Origin of the sequence: Mesorhizobium sp. M1A.F.Ca.IN.022.06.1.1, from assembly GCF_003952605.1 — a bacterium.
Classification (GTDB): Bacteria; Pseudomonadota; Alphaproteobacteria; order Rhizobiales; family Rhizobiaceae; genus Mesorhizobium.
Genome location: NZ_CP034455.1, coordinates 4,875,219 through 4,897,910 on the forward strand (window position 1 = coordinate 4,875,219; position 22,692 = coordinate 4,897,910).

A 22,692-nucleotide genomic window follows, 5' to 3' on the forward strand; every position below is an offset into this window, starting at 1 on the left:
AGTCGCGTGTAACTTGAGGGAGAAATCCCGTTCCTCGTCCCCTGAGGTTCAGCTCAAGCCCCGTTGTGACAGCATCTCATTTCCAAGGCGTCCTCCAGGACGCCTTTTTCTTTGGCCGAAAGCTTGTCTTGCGGATCTTATTCGGCCAGCACGCGCGTCGATGGGAAGACGACTTCGACCAGCGTGCCTTCGCCAGGTGTCGAGGTGATAGTGAAGCGGGCACGGTTGGCCTCCACCATCGCCTTGGTCAGAGGCAGCCCAAGGCCGGTGCCGTCGCCGCGGCCGCGTTTGAGCGCATTGATCTGCTTGAACGGCTTCAGTGCCTGCTCGATCTCGGCCGGCGTCATGCCGATGCCGGTATCGCGCACGCGCATGACAACGTCGCCGGAGGTCTCGTAGGCGGTGGACACGATCACCTGGCCGCCGGCCTGGGTATAGCGGATGGCGTTCGACAGTATGTTTAACGCAATCTGGCGCACACTCCTCAAATCCGCCACCACTTCCGGCAGCCGCGAGGCGAAGCTCGAGCGGATGATGACGCGCTCGCGGTTGGCCTGCGGCTGCATCATCGCCACCGTTTCGGCCAGCGTGTCGTTGAGCGACACCGCCTCATAGGCCATCTCCTGCTGGCCGGCCTCGATTTTGGAGATGTCGAGCAGGTCGTTGACGAGGTCGAGCACATGGTTGCCTGAACGGTTGATGTCGCGCAGATAGTCGCGGTAGCGGTCGTTGGCCACCGGTCCGAACTTCTCGTCCACCATCAGTTCGGAAAAGCCGATGATGGCGTTGAGCGGCGTGCGGATCTCATGGCTGATGCGGGCGAGGAAATCCGTCTTCTGCGAGGAGGCGCGCTCGGCCACGGCGCGCGCCTGGGTGAGGTCTTCCTCGGCCCGCTTCCACTGCGTGATATCGCGCACGACGGCGCAGAAGCCGCTGTCGTTGGGCAGCCTGCCGATGGTCATGAACAGCGGGATGAAGCGCCCTTGCGCCTCGCGGCCGATCACCTCGCGCCCGTCGTTCAGCAAGCTCGCCACGCCAGGTTCGGAAAGGCCGACGAGATAGTCGCGCGCTGCGCGCTGGCTCTCGATGGCGAACAGCGAGGCAAAGGGCTTGCCGGCGATCTCGTCGCTGTCGAAGCCGAACAGGGCTTCAGCCGGGCGGCTGATCGAGCGGATGTTGCCGTCGCGGCCGATCAGCACCACGCCGTCGGTGGCGGTGTCGATGATGGTGCGCATTTCGGCGATGCGCGACTTCAGTTCGGACACGTCCGGCTGCTGGTTCGGCTCGTCATTGGCCGCGCTGAGATGGGCGGAGGGCGCCTCGTCCTCGCCCGAGCGGCGCACCACCAGCATCAGCGCCTTACCGCCGCGCCACGGCACCGAGCGCAGGAGCGCATCGATCGGGAATTCCTGGCTCTGGCGGGTTGTGAGCTTCAGCGAACGGTCGCTTTCGTCGGTCTCGCCATCATCGGCGTAATGGTCGGCGAACAGCGCGCCGAGCCCGCCGGCATCGGCAAGGTCTTCCAGCGCGTCGTAGCCGGTGAGCTCGAGGAACGCCTCATTGGCATAATGCAGCACGTCGCCGGAATGGATGAGCAGCGGCACAGGCAGCCTGGCGAGGATGGACGTATCGGGAGCCCTGCCGTCTTCCCCGGTGGAGAAAGCCGAGGGCACGAAGCCCTCGAGCTTGAGCGGCGGCACCGTGAGGCGCGGCCTTTTCGGTGGCGGCGCTTTCGCTTCGCGAGGCTGTTCAGCCGCGGGCAGGGCGCCATCCCGGTCGGAACCGACCCAGTCCTCGCTGTCTTCCGCGTCGCGAATATCGTCGGCGGTCATGCCGTCGTCGTCGCTAGCGCCTGCCTCAGGGGCAGGGGCTTCGGCTCCTGGCCGCTCGGCCGTCGGTTCGGCTGCCCTGTCCGCCGCTGCGGTTTGGCGCCTGTCGGGACCCGCTTCCTCCGCTTCATCGGCGGCTTTCTCGCGCCCGGCATAGTTGAGCAGCGACCCGGAGGCGGCGGGCGTTTCGTCTTTCCCAGCGGCTGCCTCGGGAACATCGAGGCCATCGAGCCGAGCCAGATCCTTCTGATCTTCCGCCTCGGTCTCCGCTTCGGCCGTACCAATGGCCTCGTTGCCTTCCGGTATGGCCGGCTCAGGCGAGGTCGCGTCAGTCGCGTTCAGATCGGAGTGGTCGGTCTTCCTCTCACCGGCCAACGGTTGTTCGGCCGTGGGAGCAGCCTTGTCGGCGGTTGCAGCCGCATCTGATTGCTTTTGAGCACCCGCGGTTGCGCCGCTTGGCGGCTCGGCCGGTCCCGAACTTTCCTTCCGCAGCCGCTCGCCGATCTCGCGAAAGGCGCTGCGCTCGAGGATCGACAGCCCTTTCTCACTCGCCGGCCTGTCATTTCCCGGCTGCTTGTCGTTGGCCGGCTGCCTGTGCTCGGCCAGCCGGATCACCTTGTCGGCATAGCGGCGCTCCGGCTTGGGCACGATGGTCAGCGCCGGCACTTCGCCCAGGAACGGGTCGGCAGGTTTCGCCGGCTCGGCCGCGGGTTGCCCGGCGGCAGGTTCGGGTTCTGTCGGAGCGGCGCCATTGGGCACCAGCGCCATGCCGAGCGCTTCCGGGTCGACAACGGCGTCGGCGCTGCGCGCGACGCCGAAGCCGCGGAAGCCTTCGAAGGCGCGGCTGCGGCCATAGACCGGCAGCGCCGCAAGATCGACGGGGATCTTCAGGTCCGTGCCCGCCACCGGCCACAGCACCGAACGTCCCGACCAGGTATCGCGCCGCTCGAGCAGAGTGGCGATCTCGCCCGATGCGTCGAGGCCGAAAGTCGTCGCGACATCCCTGAAGCGGCGACCGATCACATCGGCGGCGGGTTTGCCGACGATATCGGCAAATTCCGGCGACAGCGCGCTGAACTTACCTTCGGCGTCGGTCCGCCAGACGAAACGCAGCGGCGGCGCCGAACGGTCGATTTTGCGCGCCGCGCTCGGCTCGGCCGCCGCCGTTCCGGCGGTGTGCTGCCGGCTTCCGGCCGCGATCTCCGCCGGTCCGATCTGTGGCGGCCTCTCCGGCCCCTTCACGTCGTCGCCGCCGGCATTGAAATACCAATGGTCATGCTGCGCCGGGCCGGCACCGCCTACCAGCGCAGCATCCGGCGCGCGGTCGGCCGTGGCCGCGGTCCCTTGCGTTGGCCGGGCGTCATCCGTGGCCGCTGCCGGGACCGCGTCTGCCTTTTCGCCCTTTGCCGCGGCCGGAGACTGGGTATTGTTCTCTCGGCTCGGCTCGGCGCTGACTGTGGTGTTTTTGTCTTCGGAGACGGCGGGCGCGCTTTCCGGCGCTGCCGACTTACCGGCGTCGGGCTGGTCGTTCCGCTCGCCGTCGAGCTGGTCTTCGTCGATCACCACCAGGAGATGGCGCGCGTCGGTCAAGCGCGCAAAGCCGGCCGGGTAGGAGGTGCTTGCGCCGGGAACAAGCCGCTTGACGATGCGGTCTCCAACGCTTGCCACGTCCGCGACCAGGGCAGCGAGCGTCTCCGGCCTGATGCCGAGCGCGGCAAATCCCTCCGAAGCCGCCTCGACATGGCCTTGGGCGTCGACGAAGGCGATGAAATGTCCGGCCTCGGTGAAGCCGCCAATGGCGCGGCTGGCTATTTCGGCGGCGCCGCGCGAGCCGGTCTGCGCCGCGGGCATCGCCAGCATGATCGCCTTTTCGCCGTCCGGCATCGTTACCGCGCTGGCGAGCAAGCCGACGGCGCGGCTGACCATGCCGGTCGCCAGCCGCACGGTGACGGCGCGGTCGCTGCCGATATCCGGAAAGCCGCTGGTCGCCATGATCTGCCGCCTGGCAATTAGCGGCAGCCGCGCGGAAGCGCCGATGATTGCTTCGATTTCCGGATAGCCGAATACCGCGGCACCTGGCCCGTTGGCCCAGATCACCTGCTCGAGATCGGCCGACAGTATGGCAAGCGCGTCGCCGGCGGCGAAGCGCTGGCGCACCGCGTCGAGCACGGCGACGTCGAGGAAGGAGTAGTTTTCAGGCGGCATGCGCTGGCAGACCTTCCAGGCGGGCTTTTTGAGTTAACGCTTTGTTAATAAAAGCGTACGGGACCAAGGTCCACAAGCCATGCCGTGTATCGGCCGAAATCTCTGGGCTCTTGGTTAATGGCGGGGCGATTTTTTATGGTGCAGTGCAACAAAGATATTGCAATGCACAAAACTTGCCTTTATATTGCCATCATACATGAACGAGACGGCTTTCCGTCAAAGCCGCTGCCCTTGAAAGGTTGGAAAATGTCCAAGACTGCCAAGACCGAGACCATCGAGAACGTTGAATTCCCAAGCTTTGACGCTTCCAAGGCCACCGACCAGATCCGCGCCTTCGCCGAGAAGGGCGTCGAGCAGTCGAAAGAGGCCTATACCAAACTGAAGAACGGCGCCGAGGAGACCCAGAAGGTTCTGGAGTCGACCTACGAGACCGCCAAGACCGTTTCCGGCGATGTCTCGCTGAAGACCATCGCCATCCTTCGCGCCAATGCCGAGGCCAGCTTCTCGCACCTTGAAGCCCTGGTCGGCGCCAAGACGCTGTCGGAAGTCGTCGAACTGCAGACTGCCTTCCTGCGCAAGCGCGCCGAGATGGCCGTCGAGCAGGCCAAGGACTTTCAGGCCGTCGCCTCCAAGGCTGTCGAGGACGTCTCGAAGCCGGTGAAGACCGCTTTCGAGAAGGCGTTCAAGGACATCAAGGCGGCCTGATTTCAGGCGCAACTCAACGATGCATCAAAACGTCGCATTTCGTCAGACAAATAGATGTGCGATGAATTGATGAGATGAATACCCGGAGTGTGAAACCTCCTCCCTTTGCTCTCCGGGGTGACCAGCCAGCTCCTCCTCCCGCTGGCTCGTAACAGGAAAAGGCCGGCACCTCCTCCCGCCGGCCTTTTCTTTTGCCCAATCAGGACTGCGCGGGTTCGTTCATCGGATCTTTGCCTCATCAAAGGCCTTGAATTAGACTCCGATAATCCGTATTGGACGCATCGCCGACGACGGAGCGGACACGGGGAATGATTTTCTCCTCGGATTGCGCTCAGGCGGATGTGCCGTTGTAGCTCAGTTGGTTAGAGCACCAGATTGTGGATCTGGGGGTCGCTGGTTCGAGCCCAGCCAACGGTACCATCGATTCCTGGCGGTCACGTCGCTTTTCCGGCCGCCGCGTCCCAATCCTCTATTGGGTGACGAAGCATCGCCGGGCGACGAAGGGCAGCTCAGGCTGAGCAGCCCGCGCACCTCGCAGAAGGCCAGGCGCCTCTCATAGCCGGTCTGATGGCCGACGGCCTCGTTCTGCGCCATCGTGAAAAGACCTGCACGACACTGACTGCAAGCAGTGTCAGGGCCGTATTCCGAAGCGCCTGTTCGGCAGCCGTCCCGCCGCCCGCAACCATCACGCCCTGCGCTTGGTCTATGGCGCGCCGCAGCAAATGTGGAATCAGAAGCTGCAGCGTCGCGGCAACGAACGGCGAGACGATGGTGATCGCCACCTGCCAAGTATGGCGCAGCGTCATGCCCAGATGCGCAGCAGGGGTGCCGAGACCTTTCCCCGAAGGCTGTCCGCCACCTGCCTGACGCGGCGGAAAGAAGCAGGCACGACGATCAGAGTCGACATTGTATGGGGATATCACTATATAGCGGCGGCTTTCGGTTTCTCGCACCTTGGCTGCGCCTGCGACATCGCCGTAAATGCCTGGTGTTGTGACGGAAATCGGTCTGAAAAACCGGAAGAAAGCAAGTAAAAACAACAGAGCGGATCTTTGACGGTCCTGGCCTAAGCATCATCCTCAACAATCTGAACGTGTCCCTCGAACCTTTCCAGTCCTTCGGCTCCGCGGACCCTGGGCAAGACATCTTGTCCCATGGGCAAGGCATCTTGTCCCATTGGCAAGACGTCTTGCCGGCAGGGGCCGACTCGGCTCGAATGGGCCTGCGTCCCGTGGCGGGACGCGAGCGTTCATGACTACCAACCGGCATTGCCGCTAGGGAAAAGCAGTATGAGTGAACATGCGATCGAGTTCTTGCGCGGATGGATTGGCGAAAAGGTCCAATGCCAGCATTCGCCGGTGAAGATCGACGAGCAGGCCGAAACTCTCGCCAAGGAGTGCTGCGCCAAGGCCGCCGAGGAAGGCATCCTTCTGGAAGACATCCAGGAAGAGGTCGGCGACATCCAGGAACTGATCGCTTCGCGCCTTGAGGAAGTCGCCGAGGAGAGCGAGCAACAGACGACGTCGGACAAGCCGTCCGAATAAGATACCGTGCGCGCGGTTTGTCTGACCTCAGCCGGGCGTCCGGCTTAGCCGAAATTGTCCTTCAGCCACGCCTTTGGCAGCGCCGGCACGAAATTGCCGTCGCGCCCGGTCATGTCCTCATTGGCGACGAGCGCGTTGAGGATCGCCTCCTCCACCCCTTGCACCACAGCATCGAAGAACGGGTCGATATCGACATCGGGAATGAACTCCGCGCGGGCGACGCGGCCTGAAGCCGCCAGCGCGGCCTCGCGATTGGCGGTCGAAAAGGCAAGAAAGATATCGCCCGAGCTGTGGTAGCCGTAGCCGCCGGCCAGGGCGATGCCGAGCGGCACGCGCCTGGCGAGGCGCTTCATCTGGTGCGGCAGGAATGGCGCATCCGTAGCGACGACGGCGATGATCGAGCCCTTTTCGGCGCGCGGCGTGCCTTCGCGGATCGCCGGCTCGGTGAGTTCCGGCCCGACGTGCCGGCCGCGAATGGTGAAGTTGCGCCGCTTGCCGAAATTCGCCTGCACGAACACGCCGAGCGTGTAATTTCTGTCTTGCCATTCGACGATGCGCGAGGCGGTGCCTGACCCGGCCTTGAAGCCGAACGAGATCATGCCGGTGCCGCCGCCGACGCTTCCTTCCTCGATCGCGCCGTCCGTCGCGCCGTCGAGCGCCGAGGCGACATGCTCGAAGCTCACATGGTGGCCGTTGATGTCGTTGAGGAAGCCGTCATAGGTCTCCGCCGCCACCGGCAGGCCCCAGGCGCTGTCGAGCGCCGCCGGCAGCACCCGGCTCATCCAACGCAGCGTTCCGTCGCGGATAAGGCCGCAGGAATGGGTGTTGGTGATGGTAACCGGCAGGTTGAAGGCGCCGGTCTCCTCGATGATATGCGTGCCGGTCAGCTCGCCATTGCCGTTCTGGCTGAACACGCCGGCAAACACCGGCGTCGCCAGTTCGCCGACAGGTCTCGGCAGGATCGCAGTCACGCCGGTGCGCACCGGTCCTATCCCGACTTGCAGCGGGCCCCCGCCGGCAATCAGCGTCGTATAGCCGACCGCGACGCCCGGCACGTCGGTGATGGCGTTGAAGCGGCCGGGCGTGCCGTCCAGTGCGATGTTGAACGAGCGCAGGCGCGGCTTGCCCGACGGCGTGCGCAGATGCGGGTCGCTCCTGCTCATTTCAGAACAACGAGCCCTGGTTGCCCGGCTCCTTGGCCTTGCCCGAGGGCTTGGCGGCCAACTTCGGCCGCGCGCCGCCGCTGGTGGCGATGGCCTCTGCATTGCCGTCGGCGAACTCCAGCTGCAGCGCCGCACCCGGCGCCAGCTCCGCGACGCGCTTGACGACGGTCCCATCGGCGTCCTTGACCAGCGCGAAGCCGCGCGCCAGCACGGCCTTGTGCGACAGCGTGGTGAGCAGCCGGTCGGCCTGGGTAAGAGCGGCACGCAGGCGGTCAAGCCGCCGCGCCATCGCCTGCTCCTGGCGGCGGGTCAGTCCGGCCAGCGTGTCGGCCTGCAGCTTCTGGCGCCTGACGACCGGCGCCGGCGACAGCCTTGCCGAGTTGCGCTGAAAGCGCGCCCGGCTTTGCCGCACGATTGCGAAGAACGCGGCCCGCGCGCGGGCGATGTCGCGGCCTGTCAGCCTGCGCGTCTCATTGAGGCGACGCGACAAGGTGGCCGGCGTCAGCCGCTGCCGCTCCAGCCTTGCGCGCTTGCGTTCGATGCTCACCGTCAGCCCGCGGCCGAGCCGGCTCGTCGCCTCGTCGAAGCGCCTGCGCGGCAACGCCAGCAGCTGGTCGGGCGAGGGGAGCGCCCGCGCCGCGGCGCGCACCGCCTGGCGCTTGCGATCCAGGTGCCGCGAGGTGCAGGCACTAAGCCGCGCGCCGAGATTTGCCAGTGTCGCTTCGAGCTCCGCCTTGACCGGCACTGCCATCTCGGCGGCGCCCGTCGGCGTCGGCGCCCGCATGTCGGCGACGAAGTCGACCAACGTCCAATCGGTCTCGTGTCCGACGGCCGAGATGATCGGGATGCGCGAGGCGGCGACGGCGCGCGCCAGCCCTTCGTCGTTGAAACCCCAAAGGTCCTCGAGGCTGCCGCCGCCGCGCGCCACGATCAGGAGATCGGGCTGGCGGATTGCGCCGTCCCAGGTCAGTGCGTTGAAGCCGTTGACGGCTGCGGTCACTTCCTTTGCGGTCGTGTCGCCCTGGACCCGGACCGGCCACACCAGCACAGTGAGCGGAAAACGGTCCTTGATGCGATGGATGATGTCGCGGATCACCGAGCCCGTGGGCGAGGTGATGACGCCGATGACGCGCGGCATGAATGGCAGCCGCCGCTTGCGGCCGGCATCGAACAGGCCTTCGGCCTGCAGCCGCCGCTTGCGGTCTTCCAGCAGCGCCATCAGCGCGCCGGCGCCGGCCGGCTCCAGATTGTCGATGACGATCTGGTAGTTGGATTTTCCGGGATAGGTCGTCAGCCTGCCGCTGGCGATCACTTCCATCCCTTCCTCGGGGCGGAATTTCAGCCGCGCCATCGTGGTCTTCCAGACCACGGCCTCGATCCGCGCACGGTCGTCCTTCAGCGCGAAATAGGCGTGTCCGGAGGAATGCGGGCCGCGGTAGCCGGAAATCTCGCCGCGCACCCGCACATTGCCGAAAGCATCCTCGACCGTGCGCTTCAACGCGCCGGAAATCTCGCTCACCGTATATTCGGTGGCATTGCTGCGTGATTCGGTTGCTGCTTCGCTCATGCTCTGATTGGGGAACGCTTATCGGGCGGCGTCAAGGCAGAGCTGAAATCTCGCTAATATTATAACGCGATCTTAAGCCCGATTTGCTTTGACTGGCGGTAGCAAGAGCCAGCCGGAAACACATGAGCGCAACCGCCAACACCAGACCTTTGACGCATCAGGTGACGCTGACCGTGCTGACGTTGGCCGTCTTCGCGCTGGCCATGGTCGTCGGCTTCGGCATCTACGCGGCGGCTCAGGCTGACAACGCCTCGCTCGAACGGCAGAAGATATTCATCGACGAGGGTTTGAAGGACCAGATTGCGTCTGTTCAGCGTGAGCAGGAAAGCGTTGCGGTCTGGGACGACGCGGTCGCCAATGTCAGGGCCGGCAATTGGACCTGGATCGAGGAGAACCTCAGCGTCTGGATGTATACCTATTACGGTCACAACCGGGTCTACATTCTCGATGCCGCCAATCGTCCGGTCCATGCCATGCAGGAAGGTAAGGTGGTCGATGCGTCCGCCTATGGCGATGACGAGCCTGCCTTGCAGCCATCCATCGAGAAGCTGCGCCGCATGCTGGCTGAGCCACAGAAGGCGGACGCTTCCGGCCAGCCGGCCAAGATGGTCGCGGAGGACCTTGTGTCGCTCCAGGGAAAACCGGCGATCCTGAGCGTCATGGCGCTGGTGCCGAGTACGGACCGGGTCACGCAGGCGCCCGGCACCGAATATCTGCATGTTTCGGTGGAGTTCATCAACGACGCGGTCATCGGCAAGATCGCCAAAAAATACCTGCTCGACGGCGCGCGTCTCGTGCCGCTGTCGCAATCGGTCGGTGCCGCGGCGGTGCCGCTGGTCGATTCCCGCGGTATCATCCTCGGCTATGTCGGCTGGGACCAGGAACGGCCGGGTCTCACGCTGGTGCGCAAGATGGCCCCGGCGCTGGCCTTGGCGCTGCTTGTCGCGGCCGGCGTTCTGGCGTTTCTGCTGCGCAGGCTCCGCCGCGCCTCGTCCGCGCTGCAGACAAGCCAGGACGAGGCGCAATATCTCGCATTCCACGACACGCTCACCGGCCTACCCAACCGGGCTTTGTTCGAGGACCGCTTGCGTCGGGCCCTGCTCAGGGCCAGCCAGGATATGGCGGTTCACGAGATGGGAAGGGTGGCGCTGCTTTATCTCGATCTCGACCGCTTCAAGCACATCAATGACACGCTCGGCCATCCGGCGGGCGATGAGCTTGTGCGTCAGACAGCGGCCAGGCTCCAGCACACCGTTCGCGAGGTGGACACCGTGGCGCGGCTGGGCGGCGACGAGTTCGCGCTGATCCTCGTCGACATCCGCGATATCCGTGCCGCCGAGGATATCGCCGAGCGGCTGCTGCAGAAGTTGCAGGAACCGTTCAAGCTCATGGAAGATCAGGTCTTCGTCAGCGCCTCGATCGGCATCGCGCTATCGGACGGCGGCGAAACGGATGCCGACGATCTGCTGCGCAAGGCCGACATCGCGCTTTACGAAGCCAAGAAGAACGGCCGGGGCCGGCACCAGGTCTTCGCCGGCGACATGGACGACCTGCTCTTGCGCAAGCGCACAGTCGAGACCGAGCTTCGCAAGGCTCTCGACGGCGGCTCCGGCATCAGGCTCGCCTACCAGCCGGTGTTCGCGGCGAACGGCAAGACGATCCTCGGCGCGGAGGCGCTGATCCGCTGGGGGCATGACGTGCATGGCGCATTGCCGGCGGCGCAATTCATCGCCATCGCCGAAGAGCGCGGCATGATCGGCCAACTCGGCGCGTGGGTGCTGCAGGAGGCCTGCCGCTTCGCCGTGCGAACCGACCTGCCGTGGCTCGCCGTTAACGTATCGCCGCTGCAGTTGCGCGACGCCGGCTTTCCCGAACAGGTCGCGTCGATCCTTGCCGACACCGGGCTGGCGCCGCAGCGGCTGCAGTTCGAGATCACCGAAAGCGTGCTTCTGGACAACAGCGATGCTTCGAGGGCGGCTCTGACCACCTTGCGGCAGTTGGGCGTCGGCATCGTTCTGGACGATTTCGGGACCGGCTATTCATCGCTCAGCTACTTGCGTCGCCACGCCATCGATAAGCTCAAGATAGACCGCTCCTTCGTGCGGCTTCTCGATGGCGACGGCAACTCGGCCGCGATCGTCAAGGCCCTGATCGATCTTGCCATGGCGCTCGGGGTCGACGTCACCGCCGAGGGCGTGGAGACCGAGGCGCAGAAGATGCTGCTGGTCGCAATGGGCTGCCGGCAACTCCAGGGCTATTTCTTGTCGCCGCCGCTTGAGCCGGTCCAACTGCTCGGCCTTTCTGGCCTAGCTTCGCCGGACGAGATTCAGCCCGCGGCCGCTCGCGCCTGAACCCCTACCATCCAGGCAGGATCTGGTTTGCCTTGGTCCGCTTCATCTTGGCGAAGGCGAGTGCCGCGAAGTCGACGCTTCCCGTCTCTTCGCTGACCGGCACGGAAATATTGTCCAGGCTTTCCGCGATATGGCGGGCCAGAGCATCGACGATCTCCGGCTGCGAGGTCTGGCCGCGCATGATGCCGATGCGGCAATCCGGCAGCGCGTCGAACCCGTCGGCCTCGCCGAGCACGCGCATGCCGGGCCTGAGCGCGCATTCCGGCAGCACCGAGATGGCGAGGCCGGAAAGCACGGCGGCGGTGATCACGGTCGCCGAGAAGCTGGAGAAGAGCACGCGGTATTCGCGGTTCTGCCGGTCGAGCACGTCGACCGCCGCGCGCCGCCAGATGCAGTTCGGCCGGCCGAACGCCATCGGCAGGATTTCCTGCTCATGCGTGGCGTGGTTGGCCGAGGTGACCCATAGAAGCGGCTCGCGCCGCACCACCTCCGACTGGCCGCGCGTGTCGTTGTGCGTCACCAGCGCGAGGTCGAGATTGCCGCGCTTGATGTGCTCGACCAGGCCCGGCGTCGGCTCGCAGATGACGGTGAGTTCCACACGCGGGTTGGAGCGCGAGAAGCGCGCCATGATCTCGGGCAGGAAGCGGTCCGCATAGTCATCCGGCGTGCCGATCCGTATCGTGCCTTCGAGCCGCTGGTCGTCGAAGGCCGCCAAAGTCTCGCGGTTGAGGTAGATCAGCCGCCTTGCATAGGAAAGCAGCCTGTCGCCTTCCTCGGTCAGCTTGTTGGTGCGACCATCCTTTTCGAACAGCGGCTTGCCGATCCGCTCCTCAAGACGGCGCATCTGCATCGACACCGCAGACTGTGTCCGGTGCACCTCCTCGGCAGCCCGCGTGAAGCTGCCGGTGTCGGCAATCGAGATGAAGGTCTGCAACTGATCGAGATCGAGCGGCGCTTTCATCGGTCCAATCCATCATTCGTGTTGATGCTAAAGATTAGAAACATTCGTTGGATTAATCAATCGCGGCGTGGCAAATTGCCATTGTCCACATGAAGGCACAGCATGTCGCCCAAAAGTGGCCCCCGTGTTGGGGGGCAACGACATGCGTCACGTTAACTGTATCGAGACCGCAACGGCGCTCCTCCCAGGCGCCGATTGCATGGTTTCGTCTGCACGAATCCGAAGGAGAGACTGACATGACCACGATCGAATTCGCCTCCGAGACCCCGCGCATCACCACGCGTCCGGCCGTTGCGACCCGCGTGCTCAATGCGGTCGCCGATGCCTTCCGCGCCTGGAAAAACCGCCGCGCCTTTTATCGCCTTGGCGAGATGTCGGATGCCGAGCTTGCGGATATCGGCCTGACCCGCGCCGACCTCCACGTCGCCGTCAGCGTGCCTTTCGGCCGCGATCCGACGGTGAAGCTGCGCGCAATCGCAGAAGAGCGCGCCGATATGATCGAGGATCTTGCCCGAAAGGTCGCCTGAGCGGCTTCGCCGGCTGCGTTTGTCCTCGCGCTGAACCTTTCGAGGGCTCGGCGCGACCAAGTTTCATGCAGGCTCCCACACTCCCTGCCGGTTCCCCGCCGGCCTGCCTGCGCATTGCCCGGTTCCCCTCGAGGACCGGGCATTTTTCTTTTGAGTTGAGCGCCCTACCGTCGGTCCATCCCGCGCTTGAACTGGTCGAAGATCGTCTCCATGCCCTTCTGATATTCCTCGCGCTGCTGCGCGCCGCTCTCGAACATCCTGCCGAAGATGTCGTCGAATGGATTTCTCGGCCGGCCGCTCGGATTGGTTTGCGACTGCGGCTGGGATTGCTGCGGCGCCTGCTGTCCGTCTGGCGTGCCGAAACCGCCGCCTTGCCGCAGCATTTCCTCGAACATCTTGCCCAGCGGATTGTCGCCGTAAGGGTTCGGCGCCTGCTGCGGTTGGCTTTGCGGCTGTTGGGCGCCGCCGCCGAACATGTCTTGCAGCACCTTGCCGAGCGGATTGTCGCCATAGGGATTTGGCGCCGGCTGCGGGGCCTGTGCGCCGCCTCCCGCCTGCCGCATCATCTCCTTGATGATCTCGCCGAAAGGATTGCCGCCGCCACCGAAGCCGCCGGCGGCCTGCATCTGGCTGTTGGTCTGCTTGAACAATCCGCCCATCATCATCGACGCCATCGCCGGCAGCATCTGCTGCAGCACCTGCTGGCTAAGGCCGGTCGCCTGCGCGGCCTGGGCCGCGACAGCGCGTGACAGGTCCTTCGAGCCGAACAGATGGCCGAGAATGCCGTTGCCTTCATCGATGCCTTGCGGCGTGAAGGCCCGGGTCGCGTCCTCGAAATACTTGGCGTGCTGGCCGCTCGCCATCGCCGTCATGAAAGCGCCCATTCCATAGGGATCGGCGGTGTTGCGCTGAAGCCCCTGTGAGAAGGCCGGCAGCAGCGCCTGCACCGCGGCCTGCGCCTGCTGCATCGAAAGGCCAAACTGCTGGGCCAGCGCCTGCATGCCGGCGCCGTTCTGGGCTTGCAAAAAAATATCGAACAGGGAAGGCATGAGATCTCCTCCGCAATATCCTCACAGGGGAGCCTAGTGCGTTTCCATCACCGAATGAAGCAGCTTTTGCCGAGCCACGGCTCAGGTGGCTGGCGAACGGTCAGTAGGCATATTCCATGAACACCGGCTCGATCGAGCCGCCCCAGCGCGTGTGATATGCCGAAAGCATCTCCTCGGCGCTGGTGGTGCCGCGCGCCACGACCTCGTCGAGCGTGTTGAGGAACGACGTCTCGTCATAGCCGTCGCGGTTCTTCTTGGCGCGGTTCTTCAGGCCCGTGCGGGCGATGGCCAGCACGTCGCGGGCAATCTCGCGCAAGGTGGCGTTGCGGAACGGCGCCGAAATGCCGTGCTCCGGCACGGCGTTGCGCATCGCCAGCGCTTCTTCGTAAGTCCAGCTCGAGGTCAGCGTCTCTGCGGCGTCCAGCGCCTGTTCGTCATAGAGCAGGCCGACCCAGAAAGCCGGCAGCGCGCAGATGCGCCGCCACGGTCCGCCGTCGGCGCCGCGCATCTCGAGGAAGCGCTTCAGCCGCACATCGGGGAAGAGGGTGGAGAGGTGGTTCGCCCAGTCGCCCATCGTCGGCAGGCCGTCGGGCACTTGCGAACGCGCGGCGCCTGCCATGAACTGGCGGAAGGTGTAGCGCGTCATGTCGTGATACTGCCCGTCGCGGATGACGAAATACATCGGCACGTCGAGCGCCCATTCGACATAGTCGGCAAAGCCGAAATCCGGCGCGAAGCAGAGTTCGAGCATGCCGGAGCGCTGGTTGTCGGTGTCGCGCCAAATGTCGCCGCGCCAGCTCTGCAGCCCGTTCGGCCGGCTCTCTGTGAAGGGCGAATTGGCGAACAGCGCCGTCGACAGCGGCTGCAGCTTCAGCGACACCTGCATCTTGCGGCGCATGTCGAATTCGCTTTCGAAGTCGAGATTCACCTGGATCGTGCATGTGCGATACATCATGTCGAGGCCCTTAGAGCCGACCTTCGGCATGTAGCGGGTCATGATCTCGTAGCGCGACTTCGGCATTTTCGGCGTTTCGGCAAGCGACCATTTTGGGCTGCCGCCGAGGCCGAGGAAGCGGATGCCGAGCGGCTCGGCGATCTCGCGCACCTGCGCCAGATGCGCGTTGCCTTCGCGGCAGGTCTGGTGGATCGTCTCCAGCGGCGCGCCGGAGAGCTCGAACTGCCCGCCCGGCTCCAGCGAGATCGCGCCCTGGCCGGTCGGCTCGACCAGGCCGATGATGCGGCCGGCATCCATGATCGGATCCCAGCCGAGCTTTTCCTGCATGCCTTCCAGGATGGCGCGGATGCCGCGCTCGCCGCCATAGGGCACCGGCGCGTTGCCATCGACATAGAAGGGAAACTTCTCGTGCTCGGTGCCGATCCGCCATTTGTCGCGCGGCTTGTTGCCCGCCGCCAGATAGCCGACGAGTTCGTCGATGCCTTCGATGGGCTGGATATCGGTTGTGTCGCGCGCCATAAGAAAGCCCTCCGCAGCCGTCAGCTAGCCGCCGGGCGCTAGATGGACGAAATGCCAGTAGCCGATCAAGCGAAAAATCCTGAGCCACGCCTCAACTGGATTTGATCACCAGTCGCCGATCGTCGCCTGCATCACCGCGAGCGCCGCGACCGCCGCGGTGTCGGCGCGCAGGATGCGCGGCCCGAGCGGAATGGCGCTGACGAAGGGCAGCGCCCGCATCATCCTGCGCTCGTCATCGGAAAAGCCGCCCTCCGGCCCCACCAGCAGCGCGAGTTTTTTCTCGCTTACCTTCTGCAAGGCTGGCAGTGGGTTGTTGGTCGAGGCATCCTCGTCGCAGAAGATCAGCCGCCGTTCCTTGTCCCAGCCGCCGAGCAGCCGCTCCAGCTTCTCTGCTTCGCGCACCTCAGGCACCGCCAGGATGCCGCATTGCTCGGCCGCTTCGACGACATTGGCGCGCAGCCGATCAATGCCAGGCTTGGCCACTTGTGTGTGCTGAGTGATGACCGGTTGCAGGATGCCGGCGCCCATTTCGACCGCTTTCTGCACCAGATAGTCGAGGCGGCCCTGCTTCAGCGGGGCGAAGCAATAGACGAGATCGGGCAGCGGCGGCTGCGGCCGCTGCAGGGTAAGCACCTTGAGCCGCACGGCTTTCTTGGTCTTGGCGGCGATCGAAGCCGACCACTCGCCGTCGCGGCCGTTGAAGAGCAGGACCTCCGCGCCTTCGCCGAGCCGCATCACATGCGCGAGATAGTGGCTCTGCTGCTGTCCAGCATCGAATTCGAAGCCCGGTCCGAGATCGTCCGGCACGAACAGCCGCTGCATTTTGTAGTTGGCGCGCATGGCCGAGCAATGGGCGAGGCGCGGGTTGTCGTCAAGTATCGGCGGACGGATGCCAGACCGGCGCGTAACCATGTCTCAGCACCGAAACACTTGTGGCAGGCGTGAGCAGTCGCATCGATCGCCCGGCGAGGCGATTGAACAAGACGGGCTCGGCATAGCCTGCGAAGGACCATTCGAGCGCCTTGCCGGCGCGGAGCGCGTAGGCGGTCTCACCCTCGGCCACGACTGCTCCATCCGGCAAACCGGCGAGTTCGTCCGATGAGACGGTCGGCGGACGCCCGCCGGAGGCCAGCCGCTCCTTGTGCAGCCGCTTGTCGACCATCGGCGCGCGCGGTTCGGCAATGCCGAAGACCTTTCCGAAGCGCCGCACGAAATCTCTCGCTTGGTCGCGCCGGCAGTAGAAGCAGGGCCGGTGACCGGCCGCGAGCGCCGTCACCTCGTCGAGAAAGAACAGCTCGGTCCAGCCGGCCTTTCCTCCAGGCCGATTGCGGCCCATCGGCTCGCGTCGCACGCCGCGGAATTGGCAGACGCAGATGATCCAGGCCGGCAGCGCCCAACGCTTCCTCAGAAGCGTTTTAGTCTCGGGGTCATGGATGATACCGCGATTGCCGGTGAAGAGGCCGCGCTCGGGCACGGCATGGATGACGCCGAACGGATCGACCCGGTTCTGCAGTGGCATAGCTTCTCTCCGGCGCGCGGCTTGGCTGAAACCGAGGCGGCATGATATCGCTCCCACCGTGATTTTCATGTCAGCAGGGATTCGCGGATGCGGGTGCTGGTGGTCCAGAACTACGACAATACCGGCCTCGGCCAAGTCGGCGCCGCTCTCGCGGAGGCTGGCGCCGAGCTTGACTTGCGCCGCCCCTACCAAGGCGATCCGCTGCCCCGGGACGCGAACGGTCACGATGCCATGGTGGTTCTGGGCGGGGGGCAGAATGCGCTGGCCGACGACGACTATCCCTATTTTCCCGCCTTGCTCGAATTGACGCGCGATTTCGCCGGCAAGGACCGATCGGTGCTTGGCATCTGCCTCGGCGGCCAGCTCGTCGCCCGCGCCTTTGGCGCCGACAACCACATCGGCGGTGCGGTTGAATTCGGCTGGTGCGGGGTGTCGCTGACGGGCGAAGCCAAGCACGACCCTGTTCTCGGCGCCTTGCCGGAAAAGTTCCCGATTTTCCAATGGCACGACGATACGTTCGACCTACCCGAGAAGGCCGTGCGGCTTGCGGGCAATGATGTCGCGGCGAACCAGGCTTTTCGTATTGGCCGCGCCGTCTATGGCTTCCAGTTCCATTTCGAGGCGGATCGCCCGCTGGTGCGCGACTGGAGCACCTCCTTCGCGGCGCTGATCGCCGAGCGCCATCCCGACTGGACCGGCAGGCTCGACTACGAGATGGCTAGCAACGGACCGCACGCCGACGCCGCAGGGCTCGCGATCGCGCGTGCCTGGGTGGCGACGATCTGACCGTCGCACCGCCGCGGAGCGTGACATAATTGGCACGCGGCGGCAGTTCCGCCTGGGGAAAACGCACTTCATTCTTGGTTTGTGTCCGGCCGCCCGCCTAAGAGGGCGCCCTCTGTATCGTCCGTGCAACCGCGATGAACCTGTTGTGTGATCCAAGCGACACACCGGCGATACAGAATCTGCTTAGAAGCGCGAAATCGTCGAAACATTGAGACGCATTTTATCGTTTCAACGCATTGGTAACCGCCTCGTGCACAGATGCAGAAAGCTCAACCAGAGATGACGTCCGTGAAAGCAGCGCTTTTGTCCTTTGTAATGCTGTCTGCCATCGTCGTGTGCGGCCTCGGCATTTATTCTGCCGACGCTGCAAACAATCACCAGGCCGTCGACGGCTACGGCGTCACCGCCGCGCTTCGCTAGAGCCTGATCCTCCCCGACAAACGGAAAGCTGATCCCACATTTGGGGTCATGGCCAGAACGCCATTCCCTCGACCGTCAGAATGCGCTTTTCAGCGCCGTCGACGGCAAGTGCGCTGAGCGTTCCCGCCTGCCAGGCGAGCGTGTCGAGATTGACGCGGTTGGCCATCACCTCGACGTCCGGCACCGGCGTATGCCCGTGCACGATCACTTTGGGATACAGCCCCGGGTAATTGTGGAAGACGTCGCGAATCCAGATCAGGTCCTGCTCGTTCTGGCTTTCGAGCGGCACCCCCGGCCGGATGCCGGCATGGCAGAAGAAGAAGTCGCCGAAGCACGCTGAAAAAGACAGCGAGCGCAGGAAGTCGACATGGGCTTGCGGCACTGCTTCGACCAAGGCCGCGTGTCCGTGCGCCAGCGCCTCGTCCGACCTGCCGAACCAGCTGCTGCCGGTCGAGAGCTTCACCCCGTATGACGCCGCCGTCTGGACGCCGCCATAGCGCATGAACAGACCCTCCGGATCGGGTTTGGCAAGGAAATCGAGCATGCCGATGTCATGGTTGCCGGCAAGCATGATGTTGCGGGGATCACGGCTCCGCGCCTCGATTAGGAATTCGATGACGTTCCTCGAGTCCGGTCCGCGGTCGACATAATCGCCGAGATGGATGATGCGCCAATCGGACTTTGGTCCGTACTCCAGATCGCTTGCTATCCGGCTGTGCATGGCGGCGAGCAGGTCATGACGGCCATGCACGTCGCCGATGGCATAGATGCGTATGCCTTTCGGTCCGCGCGCGTCGAGATAGTGGATGCCGGCTTCAGTCAAGGCGACGTCTTCCCGTGTCTGTCATCACGGGAAACTAGGGCGGATCGGTGAATAAGCCCCTAGCGCCGCAGCTGGTCCTTGCCCATGTCGGTTACCAGACGCTTACCGCACAGCGCCAGCGTGATGTCCATCTCCTTGCGGATGATCTCCAGCGCCTTGGTGACGCCCGCCTTGCCCATCGCGCCGAGTCCGTAAAGGAACGGCCGGCCGATATAGGTGCCCCTGGCGCCGAGGCAGAGCGCCTTGAGCACGTCCTGACCCGAGCGAATGCCGCCATCCATATGCACCTCGATCCGATCGCCGACAGCGTCGGCGATCTCTTCCAGCACTGAGATCGAGGAGGCGGCGCCGTCGAGCTGCCGCCCGCCATGATTGGACACGATGATCGCGTCGGCTCCCGTCTCGGCCGCCATCAACGCATCCTCCTTGTCGAGGATGCCCTTCAGGATCAGCTTGCCGCCCCAGCGCTCCTTGATCCAGGCGACATCCTTCCAGGACAGCTGCGGGTCGAACTGCTCCGTCGTCCAGGACGACAGCGAAGAAACGTCGCCGACACCCTTGGCGTGGCCGACGATGTTGCGGAAGGTGCGGCGCGGCGTGCCCGCTATCCCCAGGCACCAGCGCGGCTTGAGGGCGAGATCGATAATGTTGGCGAGCGTCATCTTGGGCGGTGCCGACAGCCCGTTGCGCACGTCCTTGTGACGCTGACCGAGGATCTGCAGGTCAAGCGTCAGCACCAGCGCCGAGCATTTCGCCGCCTTAGCGCGGTCGATGAGATTGACGACGAAATCCTTGTCGCGCAGCACGTAGAGTTGGAACCAGAACGGCTTCTTGGTCACCGAGGCGACGTCCTCGATCGAACAGATGCTCATGGTCGAGAGCGTGAACGGCACGCCGAATTCCTCAGCCGCCTGCGCCGCGAGCATCTCGCCGTCGGCATGCTGCATGCCGGTCAGCCCGGTCGGTGCCAACGCCACCGGCATCGCCACCTTCTCACCGATCATGGTCGATTCCAGCGAGCGGTTGCTCATGTCGACCAGCACGCGCTGGCGGAATTTTATCTTGCCGAAGTCCTCCTCGTTGGCGCGGTAGGTGCTCTCCGTCCAGGCGCCGGAATCGGCATAGTCGAAGAACATCTTCGGCACCTTGCGGCGCGCCATGTCCTTGAGGTCGGCGATGGTGAGGATGTCGCTCATGGTAGTCCCCGGGTGATCAGTGCTTAGGAGCGTTTGCGTGTCGGTTCGATGTCGCCGGCTTCCGAGCGCTGCCTGAGCCTCAGCCGTGACACGCGCTGCCAGTCGCCGCTGCGCTCGGCCTCAGCCATGGAGCGCTCGACATAGGTAATGTGGTCCATCGCCGCCTTGCGGGCGGCGGCAGGATCCGCCGCCTTGATCGCGGCGTGGATTGCCCGGTGCTGCTCAAGCAACGCCTCGCGCGCGCCGGGCACGGTGAAGACCAGCAACCGGTTCTGGAACACGCCCTCGGAGAGCAGCCGGTAGCAGGAGCGCAGCGTGTGCAGGAGGATGATGTTGTGCGCGCATTCGCAGACCGCGTGGTGGAATTCGACGTCGATTTCCGCCTCGTCGTCGAAGTCGCCGGTACGGTGCGCCTCGTCCATGCGCGCCATGATGCGGTCGAGCAGCGCCAGATCCTCGGGCGTCGCTCGCCGCGCCGCGTATTCGGCCGCGATTGCCTCGACCTCGCGCCGGTATTCCAAATAGTCGGTCACCGCCTTGCGGTGCATCGAGATCAGATCGGTCACCGGCTTGGTGAAAAGCTGGCCGATGACGTCGGCGACATGCGTGCCGCCGCCCGGTCTGGTGGTCAGCAGCCCGCGTCCTTCCAGCGCCTTCAGCGCGTCGCGCAGGATCGGCCGCGACACGTCGAACTGACGCGCCAGCTCGCGCTCGCCCGGCAGCCGGTCGCCGGTGCGCAGCACGCCCTCGAGGATCAGGCTCTCGATCTGCTGCACCACCTCGTCGGCGGTGCGCGAATGCTCGATCCTGGAGAAGATATCGCTCAATGGAAGCGCGCCTGGAAACGGAATGGATGTCGCGCAGATCTAAGCATCCGTCGCCAACTGGTCAAATTATTTATCCAATTCGCCGAATCAGGTCGACTCCCCGGCGGCTCTGTGAATCGGCTGCAGCTGAAATTTGCTGTTTACGGCCCCTGCCGATTGCCGCAAGACAACGCGATTGCACGAAGGGTCGAAACCAGGGGGACCAGCCGTGTCGGACGCCAATCTCGAATTCCAGCCGCGTGCCCAGGGCAGCGTCATGGGCTTTCCGGCCCATGAGGGTCGCCCCGGCGCGCTAGGCGAGGTCCATGCTCGTCCGCACCCGCTGGTCGAGAAGCCGCGCGTGCTCATCCAACTCTCCTTCATGACCGAAGGCGGCTCGGCCGTCGACCTTGCCGTGCTGTCGGACCTGTCGCGGCGCTTGGGCATCGCAGCGCCCGAACGCCATGCCCGCCACCATGCCATGAAATGGGGCAAGGGCACCTTGCGCTGGGAACGGCATACGGAGTTCTCGACCTATCTCTGGGAAGGGCCGCTGGCCGAAAGCAGCCGGGGCCAGGAGGATTCGCCCTTCGGCAACGGCTTCTCGCCGCCGGGAACGGTGATTTCCGGCATCCGGCTCGAAATCCGCAAATGGACGCAGGCGAGCGAGAAGCTGATCGCCGGCTTCGATCCGACCAGCCTCTGCTATTCGCTGGTCGAGCGCGGTGCGGCGGCCATCGTCACGGACTTTCGCCAGGATGGCGACGGGCTGACCCGCATGCTGGTGCTCGACCGCGGCCTGACGCCGGCGAGCACCGGCGCCTTGTCGCAACGGCTCATCGACATTGAGACCTACCGGACGCTTGCCATGCTTGGCCTGCCGCTGGCGCTGACGCTGTCTGGCCGCGCCCGCCGCATCGAGGACCGGCTGGCGCAGACGACGCTTGAAATGAAGGCGGCCGAGACCCGCGACAGCCAGACCTTGCTCGCCGACCTCACCGAACTTGCAGCCGAATTGGAGGCCGATGCGGCATCCAGCCTCTACCGTTTCGGCGCCAGCCGCGCCTATGACGGCATCGTCAGCGAGCGGTTGGAGGCGCTGGATGAGGAGTCGGTACAGGGCTACGACACCTGGGCAGGCTTCCTGCAACGGCGCAGGGCGCCGGCGATGCGAACCTGCCGCTCGGTGGAGGAGCGCCAGGCGAACCTCTCGCGAAAACTTACCCGCGCCACCACGTTGCTGCGCACCTGGGTCGATGTCGACGTCGAGAAGCAGAACCGCGACCTGCTGGCCTCGATGAACAATCGCGCCAGGCTGCAGTTGCGCCTGCAGCAGACGGTCGAAGGTCTCTCCGTCGCTGCCGTCTCTTATTATGTCGTCGGCCTCATCGGCTATGTCGCCAAAGGCGCGTCGAGCTTCGGCCATGCCTTCCCGCCGGAAGTCGTCACCGCGGCTTCGGTGCCGGTCGCCATCCTGCTCGTCTGGTGGGGCGTGCGCCGCGTGCGCAGGATGCACTCCGAACCGGCCAAGCATCCGGGCGAGTAAACTTCCCCTCGACCGGGAGATTTCCCGAAGACAACAGGGGGCCGCGGCGCGAGAAGCTCCAGGATCTTCCTCGACGCCAGACGAGCCGGCGGTTACGTGAGGCGAACCCCTGACCGCTTCGCGGCCATCTCCCCTCGAGGGTCCCTCAAGCGGGCAGAAGCCAGCGGCAGATTGCCGCTGCGAAAGCTCGGCCGTCGTTCGCCATCCGATTTCGACCAAAG

The 22,692-nt window shown here is 64.8% G+C and carries 18 protein-coding genes, 1 tRNA gene and 1 pseudogene; 8 read left to right on the forward strand and 12 right to left on the reverse strand.

The window, feature by feature from the left end:
• Positions 1–137: 137 nt before the first annotated feature.
• On the reverse strand, positions 138–4,034 hold the full coding sequence (locus EJ078_RS23315) for a PAS domain S-box protein (protein ID WP_208720845.1): 3,897 nt from the start codon (positions 4,032–4,034) through the stop codon (positions 138–140).
• A 246-nt stretch (positions 4,035–4,280) separates the two neighbouring features.
• On the opposite strand from EJ078_RS23315, the gene EJ078_RS23320 reads away from it, so the two are divergent.
• Both EJ078_RS23320 and EJ078_RS23325 read left to right on the forward strand, forming a co-directional pair.
• Positions 4,281–4,739, forward strand: a complete 459-nt coding sequence (locus EJ078_RS23320; RefSeq protein WP_066989279.1) for a phasin — start codon at positions 4,281–4,283, stop codon at positions 4,737–4,739.
• A 343-nt stretch (positions 4,740–5,082) separates the two neighbouring features.
• Positions 5,083–5,159 (forward strand) — tRNA-His (locus EJ078_RS23325).
• 111 nt (positions 5,160–5,270) lie between these two features.
• Here EJ078_RS23325 and EJ078_RS23330 read toward each other — a convergent pair.
• Positions 5,271–5,545 (reverse strand): annotated as a pseudogene (locus EJ078_RS23330) (ABC transporter ATP-binding protein); the annotation flags it as partial.
• 483 nt (positions 5,546–6,028) lie between these two features.
• Between EJ078_RS23330 and EJ078_RS23335 the strand changes: the two are divergent.
• On the forward strand, positions 6,029–6,283 hold the full coding sequence (locus tag EJ078_RS23335; protein WP_067327302.1) for a DUF768 domain-containing protein: 255 nt from the start codon (positions 6,029–6,031) through the stop codon (positions 6,281–6,283).
• A gap of 44 nt (positions 6,284–6,327) precedes the next feature.
• Here EJ078_RS23335 and EJ078_RS23340 read toward each other — a convergent pair whose 3' ends face one another.
• Both EJ078_RS23340 and xseA read right to left on the reverse strand, forming a co-directional pair.
• Positions 6,328–7,446: a P1 family peptidase gene (locus EJ078_RS23340; protein ID WP_127215118.1), complete on the reverse strand. Its 1,119-nt coding sequence runs from the start codon at positions 7,444–7,446 to the stop codon at positions 6,328–6,330.
• A 1-nt stretch (position 7,447) separates the two neighbouring features.
• Positions 7,448–9,013 carry an exodeoxyribonuclease VII large subunit gene (gene xseA, locus EJ078_RS23345; RefSeq protein WP_127403495.1) on the reverse strand — a complete coding sequence of 522 codons (1,566 nt, stop codon included), beginning with the start codon at positions 9,011–9,013 and terminating at the stop codon, positions 7,448–7,450.
• 122 nt (positions 9,014–9,135) lie between these two features.
• Between xseA and EJ078_RS23350 the strand changes: the two genes are divergently transcribed.
• Complete coding sequence (locus EJ078_RS23350; RefSeq protein ID WP_127216902.1) at positions 9,136–11,364, forward strand: EAL domain-containing protein; 2,229 nt, start codon at positions 9,136–9,138, stop codon at positions 11,362–11,364.
• 4 nt (positions 11,365–11,368) lie between these two features.
• Here EJ078_RS23350 and EJ078_RS23355 read toward each other — a convergent pair whose 3' ends face one another.
• The gene (locus EJ078_RS23355; RefSeq protein WP_127216903.1) at positions 11,369–12,325 is read right to left on the reverse strand and encodes a LysR substrate-binding domain-containing protein; all 957 of its coding nucleotides are present in this window, start codon (positions 12,323–12,325) and stop codon (positions 11,369–11,371) included.
• A 236-nt stretch (positions 12,326–12,561) separates the two neighbouring features.
• Between EJ078_RS23355 and EJ078_RS23360 the strand changes: the two genes are divergently transcribed.
• Positions 12,562–12,852 (forward strand): DUF1127 domain-containing protein, encoded by a 291-nt coding sequence (locus tag EJ078_RS23360; protein WP_067327317.1) that lies wholly within the window; start codon positions 12,562–12,564, stop codon positions 12,850–12,852.
• A gap of 164 nt (positions 12,853–13,016) precedes the next feature.
• Here EJ078_RS23360 and EJ078_RS23365 read toward each other — a convergent pair whose 3' ends face one another.
• The 4 genes from EJ078_RS23365 to EJ078_RS23380 all read right to left on the reverse strand — a co-directional run bounded on the left by EJ078_RS23365 (position 13,017) and on the right by EJ078_RS23380 (position 16,894).
• Positions 13,017–13,901: a DUF937 domain-containing protein gene (locus tag EJ078_RS23365; protein WP_127216904.1), complete on the reverse strand. Its 885-nt coding sequence runs from the start codon at positions 13,899–13,901 to the stop codon at positions 13,017–13,019.
• A 100-nt stretch (positions 13,902–14,001) separates the two neighbouring features.
• Positions 14,002–15,375 carry a glutamate--cysteine ligase gene (locus EJ078_RS23370; RefSeq protein WP_127323850.1) on the reverse strand — a complete coding sequence of 458 codons (1,374 nt, stop codon included), beginning with the start codon at positions 15,373–15,375 and terminating at the stop codon, positions 14,002–14,004.
• Positions 15,376–15,480: 105 nt separating this feature from the next.
• On the reverse strand, positions 15,481–16,215 hold the full coding sequence (locus EJ078_RS23375) for a 16S rRNA (uracil(1498)-N(3))-methyltransferase (RefSeq protein WP_127217556.1): 735 nt from the start codon (positions 16,213–16,215) through the stop codon (positions 15,481–15,483).
• Between the two features lie 31 nt (positions 16,216–16,246).
• Complete coding sequence (locus tag EJ078_RS23380; RefSeq protein WP_127323851.1) at positions 16,247–16,894, reverse strand: hypothetical protein; 648 nt, start codon at positions 16,892–16,894, stop codon at positions 16,247–16,249.
• 87 nt (positions 16,895–16,981) lie between these two features.
• On the opposite strand from EJ078_RS23380, the gene EJ078_RS23385 reads away from it, so the two are divergent.
• Positions 16,982–17,680: a type 1 glutamine amidotransferase gene (locus EJ078_RS23385; protein ID WP_127403496.1), complete on the forward strand. Its 699-nt coding sequence runs from the start codon at positions 16,982–16,984 to the stop codon at positions 17,678–17,680.
• 288 nt (positions 17,681–17,968) lie between these two features.
• Complete coding sequence (locus EJ078_RS30765) at positions 17,969–18,100, forward strand: hypothetical protein (RefSeq protein WP_275955501.1); 132 nt, start codon at positions 17,969–17,971, stop codon at positions 18,098–18,100.
• A gap of 46 nt (positions 18,101–18,146) precedes the next feature.
• Here EJ078_RS30765 and EJ078_RS23390 read toward each other — a convergent pair whose 3' ends face one another.
• Genes EJ078_RS23390 through EJ078_RS23400 form a run of 3 tightly spaced genes read right to left on the reverse strand, consistent with a single transcriptional unit; the run spans position 18,147 to position 20,946 of the window.
• Entirely contained in the window at positions 18,147–18,923 is a 777-nt protein-coding gene (locus tag EJ078_RS23390; RefSeq protein ID WP_067327338.1) for a metallophosphoesterase family protein, read from the reverse strand.
• 59 nt (positions 18,924–18,982) lie between these two features.
• Positions 18,983–20,119, reverse strand: coding sequence for an alpha-hydroxy acid oxidase (locus EJ078_RS23395; RefSeq protein WP_067327342.1), 1,137 nt, complete (start codon positions 20,117–20,119; stop codon positions 18,983–18,985).
• Between the two features lie 23 nt (positions 20,120–20,142).
• Positions 20,143–20,946, reverse strand: coding sequence for an FCD domain-containing protein (locus EJ078_RS23400; RefSeq protein ID WP_067327345.1), 804 nt, complete (start codon positions 20,944–20,946; stop codon positions 20,143–20,145).
• Positions 20,947–21,154: 208 nt separating this feature from the next.
• Between EJ078_RS23400 and EJ078_RS23405 the strand changes: the two genes are divergently transcribed.
• Entirely contained in the window at positions 21,155–22,471 is a 1,317-nt protein-coding gene (locus tag EJ078_RS23405; RefSeq protein ID WP_127215720.1) for a DUF3422 family protein, read from the forward strand.
• Positions 22,472–22,692 lie beyond the last annotated feature (221 nt).